Source organism: Pedomonas sp. (genome assembly GCF_036515995.1).
GTDB lineage: Bacteria > Pseudomonadota > Alphaproteobacteria > Sphingomonadales > Sphingomonadaceae > Pedomonas.
The window spans coordinates 1-22,483 of the sequence record NZ_DATBUP010000201.1 but is presented as its reverse complement, the minus strand read 5'-3'; the positions used below and the strand labels follow the sequence as shown (position 1 = coordinate 22,483).

The window sequence follows — 22,483 nt, the reverse complement described above, 5'->3', positions numbered from 1 at the left end:
CAGCGTCTCGGCTGGCCTCCTGAACGACAGCCGCCACATCCGCGACGCCGTGCTGGCCAACGTCGTGCTGGACGGCCAAGGCACCGGGCTCTGGGGACAGGTGCTGGGGAGCTGGGGCGCGGCGGATGCCCACGAGGGCATGGCCCGGCTCTCGACCGATCACCAGGGCGTGATCGTGGGCGTCAGCCGCAGCGGCAACGGCTTTGCGGTCGGGTTCGCCGCGGGTCTCAGCAACGCCGACTACCGTGCCGGCGCGCGCGCCAGCTCGGCGGATGTGAGCAGCCAGTTCCTGGCGGTACACGGCGGCCTTGCCTCCGGCGCGCTGTCGCTCCAGATCGGCGGCGCCTACGCCTGGCACGACGTTGATGCATCCCGCTCCATTGTTTTCCCGGGCTATTCGGGAAGCGTGACAGCAGAGTATGACGCCTCGACCCGCCAGCTGTTCGGTGAGCTGGCCTACGGCATTCCAGCCGGCGGCCTGACTCTCTCGCCGTTCGCCCGGCTGGCTCACACCCGCACCCGCACCGACGGCTTTGCCGAACGCGGTGCCAGCGAAGCGGCGCTGAACGTCGCCAGTCAGACCCGAACGCTTGATCTGCTCTCGCTCGGCCTGAAACTGGACGGGAGCCTCGAGATCAGCTCGAGCGCCCGCCTGGCGCCGGCCATTTCCGTCGCATGGCAACGCGCGTGGGGCGATCGCATGGACGCCCAGGATGTGCGCTTCACCGACGGCACAGCCGGCTTTGCCATTCAGGGACAGCAGGTCCAGCGTACGTCGGCGGTGGTCGATGCCGGTGTGGCACTTGACCTGGGAGCCTACACCATCGGGGCAGCCTACAGGGGCGCTGTTGCCGACCGCTGGGCCGACCATGGCGCCAAGCTGACGTTGGGCCTGCGCTTCTGATCCAACCTTCCCGGTCTACTCGATCCCGTGCTGCCTGAGATGATCATCTCGGGCAGCACATTTGTCTGAGCTGTCAAAATTCCGAGCAAGATCCTGATTTTCTAGGAGCGCTGCGCCCAAGACGGCCTTTTTACCTGTCTTTCTTTTCCCAATCGTCTGCAGAAAAACGTCATTTTGAAAGAACCCGGCAGACCGCTGGCGTCGACCGACTGGCCTCATCTCGATATTCTTCAACGACGCGCTCCCACTCAAATGGGCTAGTTCGAGCAAATCTTTGCTATAGGTAACAGCTCATTAATCATTTTCCCGGCATTGGTTACTTATAGCAACCGGGAAGCCTTCCCGCATGACCCGCCCTCCGATCTTGCCGCAGGCAGTCGTTGGTCCGGGCCGTGGACGGGCGATCAGCCCGGAGCGCAAGCGCCGTCGTCATCGCCTTGCCTGTCGATGCCGGTGGCATCGGCATCGGGTGAGGGAGTATTCGCGTGAGTGACGCGTGCAGGATGATAAATCGTCGCTTGGCCGGCCTGCAGTTTGAAAAGCTGAAGCGCACGCTCTCCAGGAGTGCCCTTGGCTGCCTGGCGCTCCTCGGGGCAAGCGCGACGGGCGCGCCCGGTGCTGGTGCGCAGGACGCTGTGCCCGCTGCGCCCATTACCACCCTCGATCAGGCCGTCGAGCGCGCAATCAACACCCAGCCGGAGGTCCAGGCGCGGTGGGAGGCTTTCCTGGCATCAGGCGAAGACCGGCGCGCTGCCAGGGGCGGCTATCTTCCCTCCATCGATGTCCGGGGCGAGTTCGGCGAGGCCAGCCGCGAGTTCGACGATCGCGGCTGGTTCACGCGGGACAATGTGGAGCTGTCGATCACACAGATGCTGTTCGATGGCTTCCTGGTGCGCAGCCAGTTAAAAGAGGCAGACCAGGATCGCCTCGCCCGCTACTATGAGCTGCTGGACGAAGTGCAGAACAAGGCGCTCGAGGCGCTCGAGGTTTATGAGGACGTCCGGCAGTACCGCCAGACCCTCGCCTTGGCCCAGAAGAACTACGTAACCCACGAGAATGTCCTCGCCCTCATCCAGGAGCGGGCCCAGTCGGGCGTCAGCAACAAGGCGGACCTGCAGCAGGCATCGGGCCGTCTCGCGCTGGCCGAGGCCAACCTCCTGACCGAGCGGTCCAACCTTCATGTGGTCATGGCGCATTTCCAGCGTGTCGTCGGCAGCCGGCCCGCAGACAGGCTCGAAGACTTCGAGGTTGCCTCAGCCCGCGTGCCTGCCGACTTTGCAACGGTCATCACCGAGGCGGTCCGGCACCATCCGAACCTGTTTGCTGCATATGCCACGATCGGGGCGGCAAAGGCGGCCGTCAGCCAGAGCAACGCCGCCTATTATCCGAAAGTCTCCGTTGCCGCACGCAGCGGAACCTACCGCAACAGCAGCGGCTTTGACTCCCAGTTCGACGTGCGCGGTCGCGGCCAGGAAACCTTCGTCGGCCTCAATCTCAGCTACAATCTTTACCGCGGCGGCGCCGACAAGGCACGCTCCAATGCAGCGCTCCGACGCCTCTCCCAAAGCGAGGATCTCCTCGACAAGGCCTGCGTTGACCTGCGCCAGAGCGCGTCCATTGCCTGGAACAACGTCAACACCTTGAAGGCCAAGCTGTCGGCGCTCGAGGTGCACCGGGCAGGCGCGACGGACGTGGCGGATGCCTACGAGAAGCAGTTCTACATCGGCCGGCGCACGCTTCTTGATGTGCTCGATGCCAAGAACGAAGCCTTCCAGGCAGAGCGTGCCCACGCCCAGGCCCGGCATGAGTTGACCAAGGCCTATTATCGCACGCTGCACGCCATGGGCATTCTGCTCGATGTGCTGGGGCAGTCCCGCGAAGGCATGCCCGCCATCAGCGATTTCGACGATGACGCCGTGCCGCCTGCCTCGATCGATTGCGGTGCACTCATGGCTTCATCCAACTGACGACGGGCAGCCTGCACGCCGCCTCCGGCTCGGCACCAGAAAACAAGGGGTCAGCGATGGACCACCACGGCAGAGATGACCTGGCTGCCTGCCTGCTGCTGCTTGCCAGTCAGCACGGCACCTCGACGACGCGCGATGCGCTGACGGCAGGCCTGCCTGTGGACGGCGCCCTGACACCCGCCCTGTTCCATCGCGCCGCCGAGCGGATCGGCTTTGCGGCGCGCGTTGTCGAGACCGGGCTCAAGGGGTTGAACACCGCGCTCATGCCGGCTGTCCTGCTGCTGCGCGACGCCCGCGCCTGCCTCATCCTGGCAATCGACCTCAAGGACGGGACGGCCTCGGTCCTCTTCCCCGAACTGGGCTCGATGGATACACCGATCGCACTTTCGCTCGAGGATCTCGAGCAGCGCTACAGTGGACAGGCGATTTATTGCCGGCCGACTTATCGGCCTGATGCACGCACCCGGCCTGCCCCCAAGGCACAGGGCCATTGGTTCTGGGACGTTATTCAGAACAACAGGCGCCTTTACCGGGACGTGCTGTTGGCAGCGCTGTTCGTTAATCTCTTTGCCATGGCGATGCCGCTGTTCGTCTCGAACGTCTACGACCGGGTGGTCCCAAACCATGCAACCGACACTCTCTGGGTGCTGGCCGCGGGCATTGTGGTTGTCCTGATCGGCGATCTTGTATTGCGCCACATGCGCAGCTGGTTCGTCGATACCGCCGCTGCCCGTGCCGACACGCAGCTGTCCGCCCATATCATGGAGCGGTTGCTCGGGATGCGCCTCGAGCAGCGCCCGGCATCGGTCGGCAGCTACGCCAGCACCGTCCAGTCGTTCGAGGCCGTGCGGACTTTCATCGGCTCGATGACCGTGCTGACGCTGATCGATATTCCCTTCTTTTTGCTGTTCGTGCTCATCATCGGCCTCATCTCCCCCTGGCTCGCTCTGCCGCTGATCATCGGCGCCGCTCTGGCAATCGTCTATGCGCTGTCCGTCGCCTCCCGCCTCAGCGCATTGTCGGAAGACGTGAGCCGGGCCGGGTCCCAGCGCAATGCGGCGCTGGTCGAAGGCCTTTTTGCTCTGGAGACGCTGAAGGCGTTCGGCGCGACCGGCCGGGTGCAGAAGACGTGGGAGCAGGCAACGGACTATCTGTCCTCCCAGGTCAGCCGGCAGCGCCTCCTCGGCGGTTCGGTCGGGAGCGTCACCGCCCTCATCCAGCAGGTCGTCGGGGTCGCCCTCCTCATTGCCGGCGTCTATCTCGTCATCAACGGCAACATCACCCAGGGCGGCATGATTGCAGCCTACATGCTGTCCTCGCGGGCGATGGCCCCGATCGCCCAGACCGCATCGCTGATGACCTCCTTCTATCAGGCTCGCACCTCGCTTGCGCAGATCGAGGAGACGGTCGCCCAGCCGCAGGAGCGCGACCCGGCCAGGACGTGGATCAGCCGCCCCGACTTTCGCGGCGACGTCACGTTCCGCAGCGTGACGTTCAGCTACCCGGGCACTCCGGCAGAGGCGCTGAAGGCCGCCAGCTTTCACATCCGCGCGGGCGAGAAGGTCGGCATCATCGGGCGCGTCGGCTCGGGCAAGAGCACGATCGGCAAGCTGCTCCTCGGCCTTTATCAGCCGCTTGAAGGCATGATCATGGTCGATGGCGTCCACACCAATCAGATCGACCCTGACGAGTTGCGGCGGCGGATCGGATACGTCCCTCAGGAGCCGCTGCTGCTCTTCGGCACCGTACTCGACAACATCATGCTGGGCGCCTCGAAGGACAATCGGGCGCAGAACCTGTCGACTGCCCTCGAGGTCTCCGGCCTCAAGGCGATGCTGGGGGCGAGCGCTGAGGGTCTGCAGATGCCGGTGGGCGAAGGCGGCAACCGTCTGTCGGGCGGCCAGCGTCAGGCGATCGCCCTTGCCCGGGCCGTTGCCATGGACGCCAGTATCCTGGTGTTTGATGAACCAACGGGCGCCATGGACGGACGGCTGGAAGCGCATGTGACCAAGACGCTCGCCGACTATGCCAGGGACCGGACCCTTCTCGTGATCACCCACAAGCCGGCCCTGCTCACACTGGTCGACCGGCTGATCGTCGTGGATGATGGCCGGATCGTCGCTGATGGCCCGAAGGCGCTGGTGCTCGAGCAGCTGAACGGCGGCAAGATTCAAAGGGCGGCGCAGTGACGAACCCATCTCACAAGCCCCCTCTTGAGCAGCGTCTCTTTCAGGGGATCGATCGCCTCGCGCAAAGCCAAGGCTCCGCCCGGTGGTTAGATGCGGTGTTCGCCCCCTTCCGGTCCAAGCCGCCCCATAGCGTGCGCGACTGGCAGGCGAGCGCACGCACTGCGATCGACCAGCAGGACGTCCTGCGTGCGCGCGGCCTGCTCTACGGCATTGCCGCCATTTTGGCCGCCCTCCTTCTCTGGTCGGCCTTTGCACCCTTGGACGAAGTCACCCGAGCCGAAGGCAAGGTGATCCCGTCGCGCCAGCTGCAGATCGTCCAGTCGGTCGATGGCGGCGTCGTTGAGGAGATCTTCATCAAGGAAGGCCAAAGGGTCGAAAAAGGCCAGGTCCTTGTCCGCATCGACCCGACGCGCTTCGTTGCTAATCTGCTCGAGGAAAAGGCAAAAGCCTTTGCCCTGCGTGCAAAGATCGACCGGCTGACTGCACTCGTCAACGGCACATCCTTCGAGCCGCAGGAGCTGGGCAGCGCTCAACCTGAGCAGGGCAGTGAAGCGGCGCTGATCCTGGCGCAGGAGCGGCAGTACTATTTTGAAAGCCGCAAGCAGCTCGACGAGCGGCTGCTTATCGCCCGGCAGCAGCTGGCGCAGCGGCGCAACGAGCTGCGCGAGGTGGAAGCGGCGCTGAGCACGGCGGAGCGCTCCTACCAGATGGCCCAGCAGGAGCTTGCCATCACCCGTCCCTTGCTCGCCTCGGGCGCCGTCTCGGAAGTCGATATCCTGCGGCTCCAGCGCGAGGTCTCGACAGCCCAGGGCGAGCGCCAGCAGGCACAGGCCCGGCGCGGCCAGCTTTTATCGGGGATCGAGGAAGCCCAGACCCGGATCCGGGATGTGGAGCTGACGACGAAGAACGAATGGCGCGCCGACTTGACCGCAGCCATGGCCCAGCTGAACAGTTTGGGCCAGAACGTCACGGGCCTTGCGGACCGGGTCAAATATTCCGAGATCCGTTCGCCTGTGACCGGCGTCGTGCAGCGCATCCTCTACAACACCCTCGGCGGCGTCGTACAGCCCGGCCATGCCGTGGCCGAGGTCGTCCCGACCGAGGACCGGCTGGTGGTTGAAGCCAAGGTCTCGCCGCGCGACATTGCCTTCCTGCGTCCGGATCTGCCGGCCGTCGTCAAGTTCACCGCCTATGATTTTTCAGTCTACGGCGGCATGGCAGCCAAGCTGAGGCACATCAGCCCGGACAGCATCACCGACGAGAAGGGCAACACCTATTATCTCGTCCGGGCCGAGACGACGGAAAACCAGTTCAAGCAGGGCCTGCCGGTCATCCCGGGCATGACCGTCCAGCTGGATATTCTAACGGGCAAGAGAACCGTCCTTGCCTATCTGCTGAAGCCCTTGCTGCGGGCCAAGCAGAATGCCCTGAGCGAGCGCTAGCCGCGCCTCCTACACGCTGACCAGACGACCGACGACAATTGATACGAATATTCAGGGGTTGGACATGAGCAAGAGCGGGACCGTAGTCGGCGTAACCGGCAAAGCATGGGCGCGCGGGGCTGACGGTTCGCTGCGCGTCCTGTCGGTCGGCGATGAACTCCTGGGCACCGAGACTCTGATCCTGGCCAGCGGTTCGACGCTCACGCTCAATTACGGCTCAAGCGGCTCGGGTGGTGCTTCGACCGGCGAAGAGGCCGAAGTCGTCACCTTCACGACGCCCGACAACGGCGAACTCACCATCATCCGCTCAGGCCAGGGCATGGGTGAGGCCCTTCCCCCTGAGCTGGTGCGCATCGCTGAGAATGCACGCACGCCTGAGGACAGCACCCGGAGCGATGACAGCCAGGCGCCGCGCATGGGCGATGGCTATCGTTTCGTCGAACTCGTCGACATCACCCGAAGCCCGGAAACCGACGCCATCGGTCCGCTCAGCCTGATGCCGATCGAGACAGCTGTCCGGCCGATGACGATCGCCTGGGAGGGCGCGCCGGCCGAGGCGATCGAATGGCTGAGCAGCAACGCTCGTCCCGCAACCTTTCCGGTCAACCGGGCGCCGGAAGCTGCCCCTGACATTCGGGTCGTTAAAGAAGACGGGATTGCAACCGGCAACGTTCTTCAAAACGACGCCGACCCGGAAAACAACACCCTTGCCGTGACACAGTTCGAAATCGGAGGCCGGGTGTATTCGGCCGGCGAGACGGCCGTGATCGCCGGTGTCGGCAGCCTCGTGTTGAGCGCGGACGGCAGCTACAGTTTCACGCCCGTTGCCGACTGGAACGGCGCTGTGCCTGCGATCCTTTACACCATCAACGACGGCCGGGGCGGCACGGCCGCCAGCACGCTTCAGATCACCGTCGAGCCCGTTGCTGACATCACTGCGGACGTGGTTGCAACCCATGCGGGCGAGGCGGTCACGCTCGACGTCCTTGGCAACGACACGTTCGAGAACGGCAGCGCCGCGGTCTCGGCAGTCACGCAAGGCGCCCATGGCACCACCGTCCTCAACCCGGACGGCACGATCACTTATACGCCAAACGCGGGCTATGTGGGGCCGGACAGCTATACCTATACTGTTCTCAGCGGCGGAATCTCCGAGACGACGACGGTCACGGTCGACGTCACCAACGCTGCGCCCATCGCCGCGCCGGATCACGTGACGACGCCGGAGGACACCGCGCTCAGCGGCAACGTGCTTGGCAACGACAGTGACGCGGACGGCGACCAACTGGCCGTGACCCAGTTCGAGATCGACGGCGAGGTTTATTTGGCCGGCCAGACGGCCGAAATTCCAGGGCTTGGCACGCTCACCCTCAAGCCGAGCGGCGACTATACGTTCACGCCTGACCAGAACTGGAACGGCACAGTCCCTGTTGTCACCTACACGGTGACCGACGGCAACCAGGGGGGAACAACGACCGCTACCCTCATCATCGAGGTAACGCCGGTCAATGATGCCCCCATCGCCGGCGGTCTGCCCGGACGATCCGACGCGGATGCGGACGTAATCGAAGGCGTTGACGTCAAGGCGGGCTTCGCGGACATCGAAGGCGATACCCTCACCTATTGGGCAACCGGCCTGCCGGCAGGCCTCACCCTGGACCCGGCAACAGGCCTCATCAGCGGGACGATCGATGCCTCGGCGAGCCAGACGGGCACAACCGGCAATCCGCTTGGCACCTATACGGTTATCATTACTGCCGACGACGGCCATGGCGGCACGGCAACGCAGAATTTCACGTGGACCGTTGCCAACCCGGCCCCAGAGGCCGTCGACGACATCAATTCCACAACCGAAGATACGGCTTTCACCGTCAGTGCCGCCGATGGCGTGCTTGGCAACGACAGCGACGTTGATGGCGATGCACTCACTGTCAGTGCGGTCAACGGCAATGCGGCAAGTGTCGGCGCAGGCGTTGCAGGCTCGAATGGCGGCACCTTTAACCTGAAGGCCGACGGCAGCTATGACTTTGACCCCAATGGCCAGTTTGAAGACCTCGCCGTTGGTGAGACCCGCACGACCAGCATCACCTATAGGGTAAGCGATGGCAAAGGTGGTACGGATACGGCAACGCTTGAGGTGACAGTTACCGGCGTCAATGATGCGCCTGAGGCAGTGGCGAGCCTGCCTACCCGATCGAGCCTGGACCTTGATGCGATCGTCGATCTCGACATCACGACAGCCTTCCGGGACGTCGATGCGAGCGACGCGCTGACCTACACGGCAACTGGCCTTCCCCTTGGCCTCACGCTCGACCCGACAACGGGCCTTATCAGCGGGACCATCGATAATTCTGCCAGCCAGTCGGGGACAATCGGCAATCCAGCGGGGGCCTATACGGTTACCATTACCGCCGATGACGGGCACGGCGGCACCGCAACGCAAGATTTCATCTGGGTCGTGGCCAACCCGGCCCCAAATGCTGCGGACGACCTTAATATAACGAACGAAGATACGGCGCTTGTCGTCAACGCGGCAGACGGTGTTCTCGGCAACGACAGCGATCCGGACGGCGATGCGCTTTCCGTCAGCGCGGTCAACGGCGATGCGGGGAGCGTTGGTACAAGCGTTGCAGGATCGAATGGCGGCACTTTCACGCTGAAGGCCGACGGCAGCTATGACTTTGACCCCAGTGGCCAGTTCGAAGATCTGGCCGTTGGCGAGACCCGCACCACCAGCATCACCTATACGGTGAGCGATGGCGAAGGCGGCACGGATACGGCAACGCTCACCGTCACCGTGACCGGTCGCAATGATGCGCCAGAGGCCGTGGCGAGCTTGCCCGCCCAATCGAGCTTCGATGCTGATGGGGTCACTAATCTCGATATCACCGCAGCCTTCACGGACGTGGATGCGAGCGACACGCTGACCTATTCGGCAGCCGGCCTTCCCCTTGGCCTGACCTTGGACCCGGCAACGGGCCTCATCAGTGGGACCATCGACAACTCCGCCAGCCAGACGGGCACACCCGGCAGTCCGGCTGGCACCTATATGGTTGTGATTACCGCCAATGACGGCCACGGCGGCACGGCCACGCAGACCTTCACCTGGATCGTTGCCAACCCGAGCCCGATTGCGTCGGACGACCTCAACACGACAAACGAAGATACGCCGCTCATCATTAGTGCCGCTGATGGCGTGCTTGGCAATGACAGCGACCCGGATGGCGATGCAATTGCCGTCAGCGCGGTCAACGCCATTGCTGGCAATGTTGGTGCAAGCGTTGCAGGCTCGAATGGCGGCACATTCACATTGAAGGCTGACGGTAGCTACGAGTTTGACCCCAATGGCCAGTTCGAAGACCTCGCCGTTGGCGAGACCCGCACCACCAGTATCACCTATACGGTGAGCGATGGCGAAGGCGGCACGGATACGGCAACGCTTGAGGTGACGGTCACCGGCGTCAATGACGCGCCCAAAGCGCTCGATGACATCAACACGACGAGCGAGGATGCGCCGCTTGCCATCAGCGCCGCCAATGGCGTGCCCGGCAACGACAGCGACGTTGACGGCGATGCACTGACTGTCAGCGCGGTCAACGGCAATGCTGCCGACGTTGACGCCACCATTGCAGGCTCTGGAGGTGGCACCTTCACCTTGAAGGCCGACGGCAGCTATGACTTTGACCCGAGCGGCCAGTTCGAGGATCTGGCTGTGGATGAGACCCGCACCACCAGCATCACCTATAGGGTAGGCGACGGCAAAGGCGGCATGGATACGGCAACCCTGACCGTAACAGTCACCGGTGCCAACGATGCGCCCGAGACGGTGGCGAGCTTGCCCGCCCAGTCGAGCCTGGATGCCGACGCGATTGCGAACATCGACGTGACGAGCGCTTTTGCCGACGTGGACGCCAGCGACACGCTGACCTATTCTGCAACCGGTCTGCCAGCTGGCCTGACGCTTGACCCGACAACGGGCCTCATCAGCGGGACCATCGACAATTCCGCCAGCCAGTCAGGGACAATCGGCAATCCGGCGGGCACCTATACGGTTGTCATCACCGCTGACGACGGCCATGGCGGCAGGGCAACGCAGAATTTCACGTGGGTCGTTGCCAATCCGGCTCCGGAGGCGAAGGCCGATCACGGCAGCGTGACCGAGGATGGGCCTGACCTGGTGGTCTCGGCTGCCAATGGCGTCATCGGCAGCGCTGCTACTCCTGCGGGCGCAGACAATGATCCGGACGGCGATGCCTTGTCAGTCACGCACGTGATCAACGGCACGGCCTCGGGGCTCGGCGACTTTTCAGGTGCCGCAAACGCCGGGGTTCAGATCACTGGCACCTACGGCACGCTGACCCTCAATGCCGACGGCAGCTACACGTACATCCTCGACAACAGCAATCCGATCGTGAACGGACTGGACGGGACCAGCGCGCCGCTTGCAGATGTGTTCAGCTATGCCATCAGCGATGGCGAAGGCGGCAGGGCGTTCACAAGCCTTACCATCACCATCAACGGCAATGACGACGGCGCCCCAGCAATCACGCCGGTTGACGGCAACGGGATTGCTGCCGGACAGATGAGCGTCCATGAGGCGGGCCTCACCAGCAACGCGCCGGCAGGCCAACATGCGGCCGCCAACGGCACCATCACCTTGTCCGCAAGCAACGGGCTTGCCAGCATCACGATCGGCGGCGCCACCCTGACCCTGGCGCATCTGAAGGCGCTGAGTGCGGGCTCCCCGGTTGAAATCGACACGGATCAGGGCAAACTGACGTTGACGGGGTATGCATCTTCCAGCGAAACTGGCGGCATCTCGACCGGCGGGACGCTGAGCTACACCTATACCCTTGAAAAAACGGTCGCCAACCCGGACGCGGCCTCCACCAATCACGTCGAAAACATCGCGCTCTCCGTCAAGGATGTGGCCGGTCAGACCAGCGCCTCGAGCCTTGGCGTCAACATCATTGACGATGCGCCCTCCATCGGCGCTCCCGTTGCGGCCACCGTCAGTGAGGCGAACCTGGCGTCGGGCACCAATCCCGACACGGGTGCCCTGACCCAGACAGGCTCGCTCGGCATTCGCACCGGCGCGGATAGTGGTTCGGTCGAGACCGTGTTCGATGCCGCTCAAGAAGCGCCTTCGGGCCTCACCTCGAACGGCATGCAGCTGGTCTATGCCATCAGCAGCGACGGCCATACGCTGACGGCAACGGCCAATGGCGACGTTGTCTTCATCGTGACCCTGACCAATCCGGGCACGGCGGCCGCCGGTTACAGTTTCGAGCTGGTCCGTCCCCTTGATCATGGCGCATCGCCGATTAATCTTTCCTTTGGCTTTACGGTGACGGATGCGGACGGCGACACGGCGTCTGCCAGCTTCCAGATCTCCGTGCTCGACGACGGCCCCATTGCCCAAAGCCAGGCGGAGGTCTCGCTTGCCGAAGGCGGCGTAAGCGTCGGCAGCGAGAGCGTTGGCCAGAACCTTCTTGCCAACGACAAGGCGGGTGCGGACGGATCGGCCAAGGTGATCTCGATCACCTATCTGGACGAAACCGGCAGCCAGAAAACCGCCGACGTGCTCGCCGGCGGGACGACGGTCGACACCCAGTATGGTTCGCTGACCGTGCACCCTGACGGCAGATGGAGCTACACGAGCGATGCGACCGAATACAATCCCGCGGGCGTTCGGGAAAGCTTCGACTATACCATCGAGGACGGCGACAAGACGCAGTCGACCGCGACCCAGTCGCTGAAGATCGACGATACCAACCCCACCGTCGATACAGTTGCCCTCAGCCTTGATGAGAAGGATATCTCAGGGACGGGCAGCGGCACCGGCGGCACGCCGGTGGCAACGGTTGATCTGGAGATCACCAAAGGCGCGGATGCGATCAGCGACGTCGTGTTCGATGCCGCGACGGTAAAAGGCCTGGCAGACCAGAACCTGACCTCGGGCGGCACGGCCCTTACCTATACGCTGAGCAACAATGGCCACACGCTGACGGCCGCGGCCGGCGGCACTCCTGTCTTCACGCTGACGTTGAACAACCCAAGTGACGGAACCGGCGCCAGCCAGAGCGTCACCATGACACTGACCGGCAAGCTGGACCACAATACACCCAGCACCCACGAGCGCCTGAGCATTCCGGTCAGCTACACGGTCAGCGATACCGACTCCAGCATTACGGCCAGCCTCAACCTGACGGTGGTGGATGATGTGCCGACGGCCTATCCCGATACGACCCCGGTGAGCGTTGCGGAAGGCGGCGGCGCGGTGACCGGCGCGCTCCTCCTCGACAATGACGCCGAGGGCGCCGACGGTGCGCATGTCTGGCTCATCCAGTATACCGATGGAGCCGGAGTGGTGCGGACGGGACAGGTCCAGGACCGTCCCGAAGGCAGCACGTTTGAGACGAACGACGGCCGGCTCACCGTGCATCAGGACGGCACGTGGAGCTTTACGCCCAAGGCGTCTCTTGACCACTCAGATGCCGACAACGACGCCGTCAATTTTACGTTCCAGTACGAGCTGAAGGACGGCGACGGAGACGTCAGCGGCTGGGCCAGCCAGACCGTAACGATCAATGATACGGCGCCCTCCATCGGCACGCCGGACACGGACACGCTAAACGAGGCCAATCTGCCGAGCGGCACCAATCCCAATACACCGGCGCTGACCCAGACCGGTTCGCTCGCCATCCTCAAGGCGGCGGACGGCATTGATGTGACATTCAACGGCTCCCAAACGGCGCTGCAGGCATTGAACCTGACCTCCGGCGGCACGGCGCTGACCTATACCGTCAGCGCAAATGGCCACACCCTGACGGCAACAGCCGGCGCAGGCGGTCCCGTTGTTTTTACCGCCACCATCGAGAACCCGGCGGCAGCAAACGCCAGCTACAAATTCGTGCTCGCCCGCCCGCTTGATCACGGCAATGGCGAAGAAATTGCCCTTCCCATCGCCTATGGCGTGGCAGATGCAGACGGCGATACCGCCGGCTCCAGCTTCACCATCAAGGTGCTTGACGACCAGCCGGAGACGACCCGTACCTTTACGCTGAACGAAGACAGCGCCGGCGTCACGTTCAACACCAGCGCCGACGCCTCTCCGTCCAACCTGGCGGTCTCCAACCCGGCGCACGGCACTGTGACCGTTAATGCCAATGGGACGCTGACCTACAAGCCGCAAGCCAACTTCAGTGGCACGGATACCTTCACCTATACGACAACGGCCGACGACGGGAACACCCTGAGCACGACAGTCACCGTTGTCGTCAATCCGGTCTCGGATGCCCCCCAGCTGACGGTGGATGCCGCTACAATCCAGACCAGCGAGGACACAGCCATCGCGCTTGGTCTTAACGCGCCTGTCGTTGTCGATGCAACCGACCGGAACGGCGCAGGCACGCCAGGCGATAATCCGGAGCTGCTCGGCGCCATTACGCTCAGCGGCATCCCAGCCGGCGCCCAGCTTCTTGACGAGTCCGGCAACGTGCTCTTCACGTCCGTTGGCAATGCGATCACCATCCAGCTGTCGGACGGAGACCATATTGCAGGCCTTAGCCCTACTCTCACCCTGACGAAGGCGCAATTCGAGGCTTTGCAAATTCTGCCCGCGGCCGAGAGCCATAGCAACTTCACGGTCACCGTGCGTGTCACCAGCTATGAGGTTGGCGACAATGACCTGGCAATCAGCGGGGTGGCCGGAATTCAAACATCGAGGACCGTGAAGGTCAACGTCCAGGCGGTCACGGACCCCGTCGAGCTGTCGCTGAAAGACGGCAGCGATGCCGATGGCCTGGCAACCGATCACACGTTTGCCGAGGACACGAGCTTCAACCTGGCGGATCTGCTGACGGTTTCCTTCGGCAGCACCGACGGCAATGCGGGCCCGGATACGGATGGATCCGAGGAACGCTGGTTCGAGATTTCGGGCCTGCCCATCGGGACGACCGTCAATAGCGTGACTGTCACCGCAGAAAACCCGACTGTCACCGTGGCAGCTCCCGGCCTCAGCACATCTCCAACCGGTCTACCCGCCATGGTGATCACCCCGCCGCTCAACTTCAGTGGCGATGTGACAATCACCGTTACCCTGAAGGCTCAGGATAGGGATGCGGACGGCATCGGTGCCGGTGCAACCAAGGGGGCCGTGGAGCAGAGTTCTGTCACGTTGAACCTGCATGTGACACCGGTCGGCGGCGACGTCACAGCCTCGGATGTATCAATGACGGAGGATGCCTCTGCCGCGTTCCTGTCCGGCATTGCCGTGACCGACGGCGGCGGCGCCGGTTCGGAGATCATCACCCAGGTGGAATTCGAGGTGCCGGCCGGCTGGACCGTCTCGGAGACGGGAAGCACCACCGGCTATACGACGAGCATTGTCGGCACTACCTACACCATTTCCTTCGACGCCAGCCTGACGCAGGCCGGGCGCGAGGCCGTGCTCGATGGTTTCCGGATTGCGGCGCCTGGCAACAGCAGCACGGACCGGACCATCGACATCAAGGTAACGACGGCGGATACTGTCAGCATCAACGGCAGCGACGTCACCCAGACGACAACGACCACCCTGCCGGTCAAAGTCACCGTGACACCGGTGGCCGAGACTGTCGGCGGCGATTCCAACGCCGACGGCATTGACGACGTTACCATGACGGCCGGTCATTCCTACACCAGCGCCGGCGCTGAAGACACCTGGTTCACCCTCGGCACTGCCAGCGGCTTCAACCTGAAGGACGGCTGGAGCAATCAGGACGGGGACGAGCAACTGTTCGCACGGCTGACGCCCGAGCTGATCGCAGGCGATGGCGGCGCGAGTGATGCCAAGGGCGCACAGTTCCGCTATTCAACGAACGGCGATACCAGCGAGAATGGCGGCGCCTGGGTCACGGTTCCCTATAACGGAACGGCCGTCAATATCCCTGCCGCGTACCTCGACACGCTGCAGTTCAAGGCGCCGAAGGATCTTTCGGGCTCGTTCAAGATCAAGGTCGAGGCCTATACCCTCGATGCGGACCCAGATACCGGGACGACAGCTGAGGCCATCTCAGGATCGGCGGTATTGTCGAACCTCATCATCGACCCGGTGGCCGATGATGTGACCGTTGCTCTGAACGCCCGCATCGCCGGGATTGAAGATACGTCGATCCCCCTCAACATCCGACCCACCAGTTCGGATCCATCCGAGACGTTCACCGTGACGATCTCCAACATTCCAGCGGGCGCCCAGCTTTACTACGATGGCGTGCTCCAGACCGTCACGGCAGGCAGTGTCACCATCCAAGAGTTCGACGCCAGCAAGCCGCTTGCCCTCCAGCCCCCGCACAACAGCAACAAGAGCTTTACGCTGGGCGTCTCTGCCCATTCGGTCGACGGCAGCGATATCTCGGATGCGCAGAATCTGACTGTCGAAGTCTCGCTCCGAGGCGTTGCAGATGCTGCAACCCTGACCCCGATTGACACCACATACAGTGAGGCGGCGCTCGACAGCGGCTCGGACCAGGTTCTCCTGAAGGAGCTGCTGACGATCAGCCTGGACGACAACGACACGTCAGAAGTGCTGACGCTGCGCGTCACGGGCCTGCCGGAGGGCTTCTCGCTCACCGAAGGCACCATGCTCGTTGATGGCACCGGTGCGAACCGCGTCTGGCTGCTCACCCAGCAGCAGTTCAATACCGCTCAGGTGACAACGCCTGCCAACTTCAGCGGCACGCAATCCCTGACGGTTATCCCGGTGACAACTGAAAACGACGGCAACGCGCTGACCGGCAGCCCGACGACGGTCAAGATCACGGTGACGCCCTCGACCGAGGCCACGGCCACCACCAGCGCAACCCTGGATGAAGACACCTTGACGCCGCTCGGCCTTGGCATCGTCCACCAGAACGGCGATACCGACGAGACGCTGACGAGAGTGTGGATTGCCACGGATGATGCGGACAGCGCCAACTTCACGCTTTACCTGGGCACGACCAAGCTGTCGGCCGCCGGGCTTGATATCCAGAATTTCGGCGGACAGGACTACTATGTCCTGACCAATGCCCAGATCGGGCAGCTCGCGGCCAAAGGCGCTTCCAATCTCGACGGCCCGCTCGGGTCTTTTGATTTCAAATACGAAGTCACGGACGCGCGTTTTGGGGCAATTTCTGCCGGCACGAGCAATGCAACGGTCCACGACGCTACCTTCGAGCTCACCGCCAATCCGGTGACCGACCAGGTTGATGTCTCGATCATCGACATTCGAGGCTCCGCGGGCACGACCCTGGTGTCGGATGCGCACACCGGCGACGATGCCGCGCTCGATACGGCAAGCCTTACGGCTGGTGATCGGGTCACGGTGACCCTGAACATTGCAACCGTATCTGATGCGGGCAGCGCGGCCGGCACCGCAGATGCCGATGGCAGCGAGACGGTGATCCGTGTTATTATCGAGGGCGTACCCGACGGCGTCTCGGTGGAGGGCGCCGAATACAACGGTGGCGGCACCTGGCTGCTGATCTACGACGGCACCGACGCATTGCCGATCAACAGCACGGGCGGCATCAACCTCCCCGTCGTGTTCGATGTCGGCGGATACGCCGCCGACCTCAACAGCGTGCCCATCACGATGGAGGTGCAAACCCAGGACCGGGGCAACCAGCCGGCGGAGACGGCCATCAGGTCCGACACAGTCGTCTGGCATCTGTCGACGGACTTTGCTGGCGGCGAAGGGCCGATTCCGGCGCACATCGTCAAGTGGGATTACACCAACGCCCACGCGACCGAGGACGCCGTGTTTCTGCTCTCGGACATGATCGAAGCACAGGTCGAGGTCGCCGACCCGAGCGTTGCCAACACCTTTACCGTCAGCCTCATGGATGTTCCGCCAGGCACAAGCATCGAGGGCATGAGAATGACGATAGTGAACGGAGAGGAGGTCTGGACGGCGGCCGTCACGGTCCTGGACGGCGGCGATGCCAACGCCGCGCTGCAGAGTCTGCTTCAGGGGATCAAGGTAACCCCGCCTGCCAACAGCAACGAGAACAACACGGCCGGCGGCTTTAACTTTGATGCAAGCCTCACGGTTTCCGTGCCGGGCGGCATCTTCGAGCGGGCCATCATTGAGGGCATGACTGTACCGGTCGACCCGGTCACGGACGCAGGCATCATCTCGATTTCAGCTACGACTATCAACGAAGGCGTGGAGTCCATTCCCGTCACGATCACCGTCTCGAACGACGCCGATGGCGCCTTCGGTACGATCACCGACGGCAAGCTCTATGTGAAGGTGGATGTGGCCGGCAGCACCAATGGCCTGGAAAACGGCACGCTGACCTATAATGGCTCTGCGCTCTTGAAGGAAATGGTCGGCGGCGTCGAGTACTATGTCGTTACCGGCGTTACCGCCGGCGCCCCGATCAACCTCGTCTATACGCCGGACAACAGCACGGCCGGCCAAGTGTCGTTCAGTGCACTGGTGCGGACGCAAGAAGCCGGCTCTAACCTCGTGCAGACCGGCATCGCATCGGGTACAGCCGAGGTTGCCATGATCAACAACGGCGTGACAGTAAGCAGCGCGCCATCATCAGGCAATGAATCAAACCCAGTTCAGATTTCAGGGCTCGTAGTGGATTTGATCGATAAAGATGGATCTGAGAATATTCAGTTCATCTTGTTATCGAACGTTCCGAACGGCTTTCTCGTTTATGTCGGTGACTCCGCGGAAACCGCAACGCTGGCAAGCAATGCTGGCAGCGATACCTGGGTTATTTCCAAGCCGGATGGCTCCCTGCCCGCTTATGTCGCCATCGTGCCGCCCGAGCACTGGAGCGGTACGCTTGAGAATCTCTCGGTTATGGTGGCCAGCCGCGAGAGTGCCTTCCGCGAGGGGATGCTTCAGCAGTTTGATCTGGCCGACGTGGTCATCAACCCGGTGGCTGATGGTGTCGAACTGGCACCGACCAGCAGCTTCGGCCCGGAAAATCAGGTTATTCGCCTTAATCTCAACGCGTCGATGGCCGATGCTGCCGATGCGTCAGTGCCGGGCGCAATCGACGCCAATCAGGAAACGACGACGCTGAAACTGACGGGCCTGGGCGAGTTTGCCTCGTTCTATATTGGTTCGACCGAGAGGACTGCTGGGGTCAGTTATGACGCTGGCACTGACATCTATACACTGACGAACCTCACCCAGTCTGATCTTGACCAATTGGGTTTTTTGCAAGCGCGTAGTGCCCTGACGGACCAGAACGGAGCAACCGCCGGCATACAGATCAGGGTTGAAGCTTGCACAACGGACGGGGCGAGCACGTCCACTTCCGACACGGATTATATGACTGTCAATCCGTTCGCTCAGATGCCGACCAGCGGCAACGACACGCTGAAGTGGACCGGCAACACGATTGATGCAGGGGATGGCATCGATACGGTCCATCTGCGCAAGGGTGAAAGCCTTCTGGGAAGCGAACTCGACAGCAAGCTTTCCAACGTCGAGGTACTGGATCTGCATGGCAATGAGATCACCAGCCTCACGGCCGCAGATGTGCTCGGTATTACCGGAGACAGCAGTTCGATCCTGACCATACTGGGAGACGGCGAAGACTCGCTGACGCTCGGTACAGGTTGGGCGTCAGCGGGCACGCAGGACATCGGTGGCATCGACTACGCTGTCTATACGGCAACCATCGGAGCCACAGCCGTCGAGTTACATGTCCAGAGCGGCATTCCAGTCGATTGATAGAGCAGGTCTTCGCCGTTTTCCTGCCGGCCGATTTCTGATGTTGGCAGGGGAAACGATTGGAACAGCTACAGTTCGCTCGGGATGCTTCCCGGTCTTTCTGCCCGGTGACGGCAACGCGCCCTCTCTCCCTGAGCACCCAAAAGGTGCGGGAACGCCAACCAGCCGCACTTATTCACCTTGGTATCCTCACAAACGCCCAGAATTTTGTGGTGTCCCTCAGCATTGACCGCGCTGGCCACCGACAGCGACACGTTGCGCACCTCGCCGGCCCATGTCCGCTTCATCACGATGCCGTCGCGTAAAGATAAGTTTGACGGCCTCCGGTCGGACACAACCGTGGTCTGGGGCGCTGCTCACGCGCAAGGCTGTGGTTTACGTGCGCCAGTCAACGCAATCCCAGGTCATGACCAACCTGGAGAGCCAGCGGCGCCAGTACGATCTCGTCGAGATTGCTCGCCAGCGCGGCTTCACTGATGTCGAGGTTATCGACGACGATCCTGGTCGATCGGCCAGCGGCACCGTGGAGCGTCCCGGCTTCGATCGGCTGGTCGCATGGCTGTGTGCCGGCAAAGTTGGCGCCGTGTTGTGCTTCGATGCGTCACGTCTCGCGCGCAATGGTCGCGACTGGCATCATCTGCTTGAGCTGTGCGGGCTCGCCGCAGCCCGTGTCATCGACCTTGACGGCGTATACGACCCGTGTCGGCCCAATGATCGCCTGCTTTTAGGCATGAAGGGCAGCATCAGCGAATTCGAACTCGGCATACTGCGAGCGCGAATGCTCGATGCCGCCAGGTCGAAGGCGCGCCGGGGTGAACTGCGCGTGTCGGTCCCCTTCGGCTACGTCTGGCACCGAGAAGCTGGTCTGGGGTTTGATCCTGACATTCGCCTGCAGGACGTGATCCGGCTGATCTTCGCGCGCTTTCGTGAACTTGGCAGTGCGCGCCAGGTGCTGCTGGCGATGACGACTGAGCAGATTCACTTCCCGCGACCGTCCGATGAAGGCCGCATGATCAGTTTCATCTGGCAACCGATCCGATATCGCAATGTCATCTCTATTCTGAAGAATCCCTTCTACGCTGGCGTCTATGTCTACGGGAAGAGCGAGAAGCGAACAGCCATTGTCGATGGGCGTGCGCGGCGGAGCTATGGCCATCGCAAACCGATCGGAACCTGGGAGGTGATGATCAAGGATCATCATGACAGGTACATCAACTGGGATGAGTATGAGCGCAATCAAAAGCAGTTGGCACTGAACACCCATGGCCGCACCGGCGGCGCGAAGTCCGGCCGAGGCGGCAGAGCATTACTCTCTGGCCTTCTGATCTGCGGACGGTGCGGACGCAGACTGAGCGTCTCTTATGTCAGCAGGCCGCCAAGCCGGCCTGTCTACCGCTGTGACAAGCCGAACCTGATGATGGGTCTGCCGCGATGCATGACCTTTGGCGGCCCAAGGGTCGATGCTGCTGTCGCGCGTGAATTGTTGCGGGCGGTCGAGCCTTTGACAATCAAAGCCACGTTCGAGGCAGAACGTATGCACCGGAAACGACAGGAAGATCAGCGTCAGATCCTTGATCTGCAACTCCAACAGGCCCGCTACGAGGCCCGCCTTGCCGAGCGCCGCTATGCTGCCTGCGATCCCGACAATCGCCTGATTGCGGCGCAATTGGAGAAGAGTTGGGAGACCGCTCTGCGCCGCGTGCAAGACCTGGAAGCGCGCCAGCCCATGGGGAATCCATCGACCCTTGAGGTCGACCCGCAAAGCTTCTCGGATCTGGCAGACAATCTGTCAGCGGCCTGGAACGCTCCCGAGGTTACGATGCGGGCGCGTCAGCAGCTGCTGCGCACCTTGATCGCGGACATTGTTGTCGATGTTGATGATGTGGCCCGTGAAGTGATCCTCACCATCCATTGGCGGGGCGGCCAGCACTCGGAATTAAAAGTGCGCAAACCCCAGAGCGGGGAACACGGCTGCTCAACGACCGAGGACGCGTTGGCGGTGATGCGGAGCATGGCAGGACGCTGGTCGGACGAGCATATTGCGGCGTCGCTCAATCGAATGGGTATACCCACCGGACAAGGCAAGACCTGGACTGCACACCGTGTTGCGTCCGTGCGCCGGGTGCGGGGAATCCACGCCTACCAGTCCGCTGAAAAAGACGGTGTCTGGCTGACGATGACGGAGGCCGCAAAAGCGTTGGGCGTTATAAATCACCGCATACGAGGCCTCATTAAAACGGGCGTTCTGTCCGCAGAGCAGGTCGTACTTGGTGCCCCCTTCCAAATCCGCGCCGAGGATCTGCAATCACCGCAAATCAAATCCGCCGCAGCCCGAAAAGATCGCCCGTATCGCTTCGCTGACGCGGATACGCTTCCAATGTTTACATAGACTTGACGAAGGGGTGCACAATGACTCCCCCATTGCCACGCTTCGCATCGCTCGCTCTGCGATGTTGTTATCAATCTCCGCGTGGCCATCCTCCAGGAAGCGCGTCAGGGCTGCCCAGCGTTTGCGCCCATAGAGCAGCGCCCTGGCCATGGCTGACTTGGGCGACAGGCGACGCAGGGCCTCATCGATGGCCGTGCGAAGGTCATCGATCAGCGGTTTGCTGCGCTCCTGCCGCTGTCGTCGTCGCTCCTCGGGCGGCTGGCCACGGATGTCGTCTTCGATTTTATAAAGAGCCTTGATGCGCTCGAGCAGATCCGTGATCAGCGGCTTCAAGCTGGTTTCAGGGTTAGTCCAAAGATCTTGCGCCGGAAGTGCGCCCAGCAGGCAACTTCAATGACCTGGTTCGTGGCATAGAGGCTATGATATCCAGCATAGCCGTCGGCCTGCAGCAGGCCGGAGAACTCTGCCAGTTCGCGCTGCGGATGAGCGCCGCTGCGATCTTGGGTGAAGCGGTACCAGACCAACCGTGGCGCTGCGGAACCTGAAGCCTGGTTATCAACGACGTAGGCCCACAGCCGAGCGGTTGCTGTCTTGCCCCTGCTTGGCAACGCCAAGCCTCTCATTGGACCTGCGCGCATCCGCGCGGGCCCGGCATGAGCATCGGCACCGAGGTGTCGTTAGCATGGATCTTGGCGGCCTTCAGGCCTTCTTCTCGGATCCGGCGATAGATGGGATCGAGCAGGCTCGCAGCCTGCCCGGCCCAGCCGGCCAGGGTCGAGCGATCAACCGGAAGGCCTTGGGCCGCCATCATCTCGGCCTGGCGATACAGCGGCAGGTGATGGCTGTACTTGGAGACCACGGGGTGGGC

Annotated in this window: 7 protein-coding genes and 1 pseudogene; 6 read left to right on the top strand and 2 right to left on the bottom strand. The window is 62.7% G+C overall.

Annotated features, from left to right (window positions below):
- From VIG90_RS14890 to VIG90_RS14870, 5 genes are all read left to right on the top strand, one after another.
- Positions 1–904: autotransporter outer membrane beta-barrel domain-containing protein (locus VIG90_RS14890; RefSeq protein ID WP_331594306.1), on the top strand; the 904-nt coding region annotated here is incomplete at its 5' end.
- A 518-nt stretch (positions 905–1,422) separates the two neighbouring features.
- Positions 1,423–2,871 carry a TolC family outer membrane protein gene (locus VIG90_RS14885; protein WP_331594305.1) on the top strand — a complete coding sequence of 483 codons (1,449 nt, stop codon included), beginning with the start codon at positions 1,423–1,425 and terminating at the stop codon, positions 2,869–2,871.
- A gap of 56 nt (positions 2,872–2,927) precedes the next feature.
- On the top strand, positions 2,928–5,060 hold the full coding sequence (locus VIG90_RS14880; RefSeq protein ID WP_331594304.1) for a type I secretion system permease/ATPase: 2,133 nt from the start codon (positions 2,928–2,930) through the stop codon (positions 5,058–5,060).
- Positions 5,057–6,502, top strand: a complete 1,446-nt coding sequence (locus VIG90_RS14875; RefSeq protein ID WP_331594303.1) for an HlyD family type I secretion periplasmic adaptor subunit — start codon at positions 5,057–5,059, stop codon at positions 6,500–6,502. Before VIG90_RS14880 ends, VIG90_RS14875 begins: the two co-directional genes overlap by 4 nt.
- 64 nt (positions 6,503–6,566) lie before the next feature.
- Positions 6,567–19,226, top strand: coding sequence for an Ig-like domain-containing protein (locus VIG90_RS14870; RefSeq protein WP_331594302.1), 12,660 nt, complete (start codon positions 6,567–6,569; stop codon positions 19,224–19,226).
- A 68-nt stretch (positions 19,227–19,294) separates the two neighbouring features.
- Here the strand turns inward: VIG90_RS14870 and VIG90_RS19890 are convergent, their stop codons facing one another.
- Entirely contained in the window at positions 19,295–19,513 is a 219-nt protein-coding gene (locus tag VIG90_RS19890; protein WP_414695509.1) for a transposase, read from the bottom strand.
- Between the two features lie 119 nt (positions 19,514–19,632).
- Here VIG90_RS19890 and VIG90_RS14865 point away from each other — a divergent pair, with 119 nt between their 5' ends.
- A complete protein-coding gene (locus VIG90_RS14865) occupies positions 19,633–21,615 on the top strand; it encodes a recombinase family protein (RefSeq protein WP_414695508.1) in 1,983 nt (660 codons plus the stop codon).
- 27 nt (positions 21,616–21,642) lie between these two features.
- Here VIG90_RS14865 and tnpC read toward each other — a convergent pair.
- Positions 21,643–22,483: pseudogene (tnpC, locus tag VIG90_RS19930) on the bottom strand (IS66 family transposase); the annotation flags it as partial.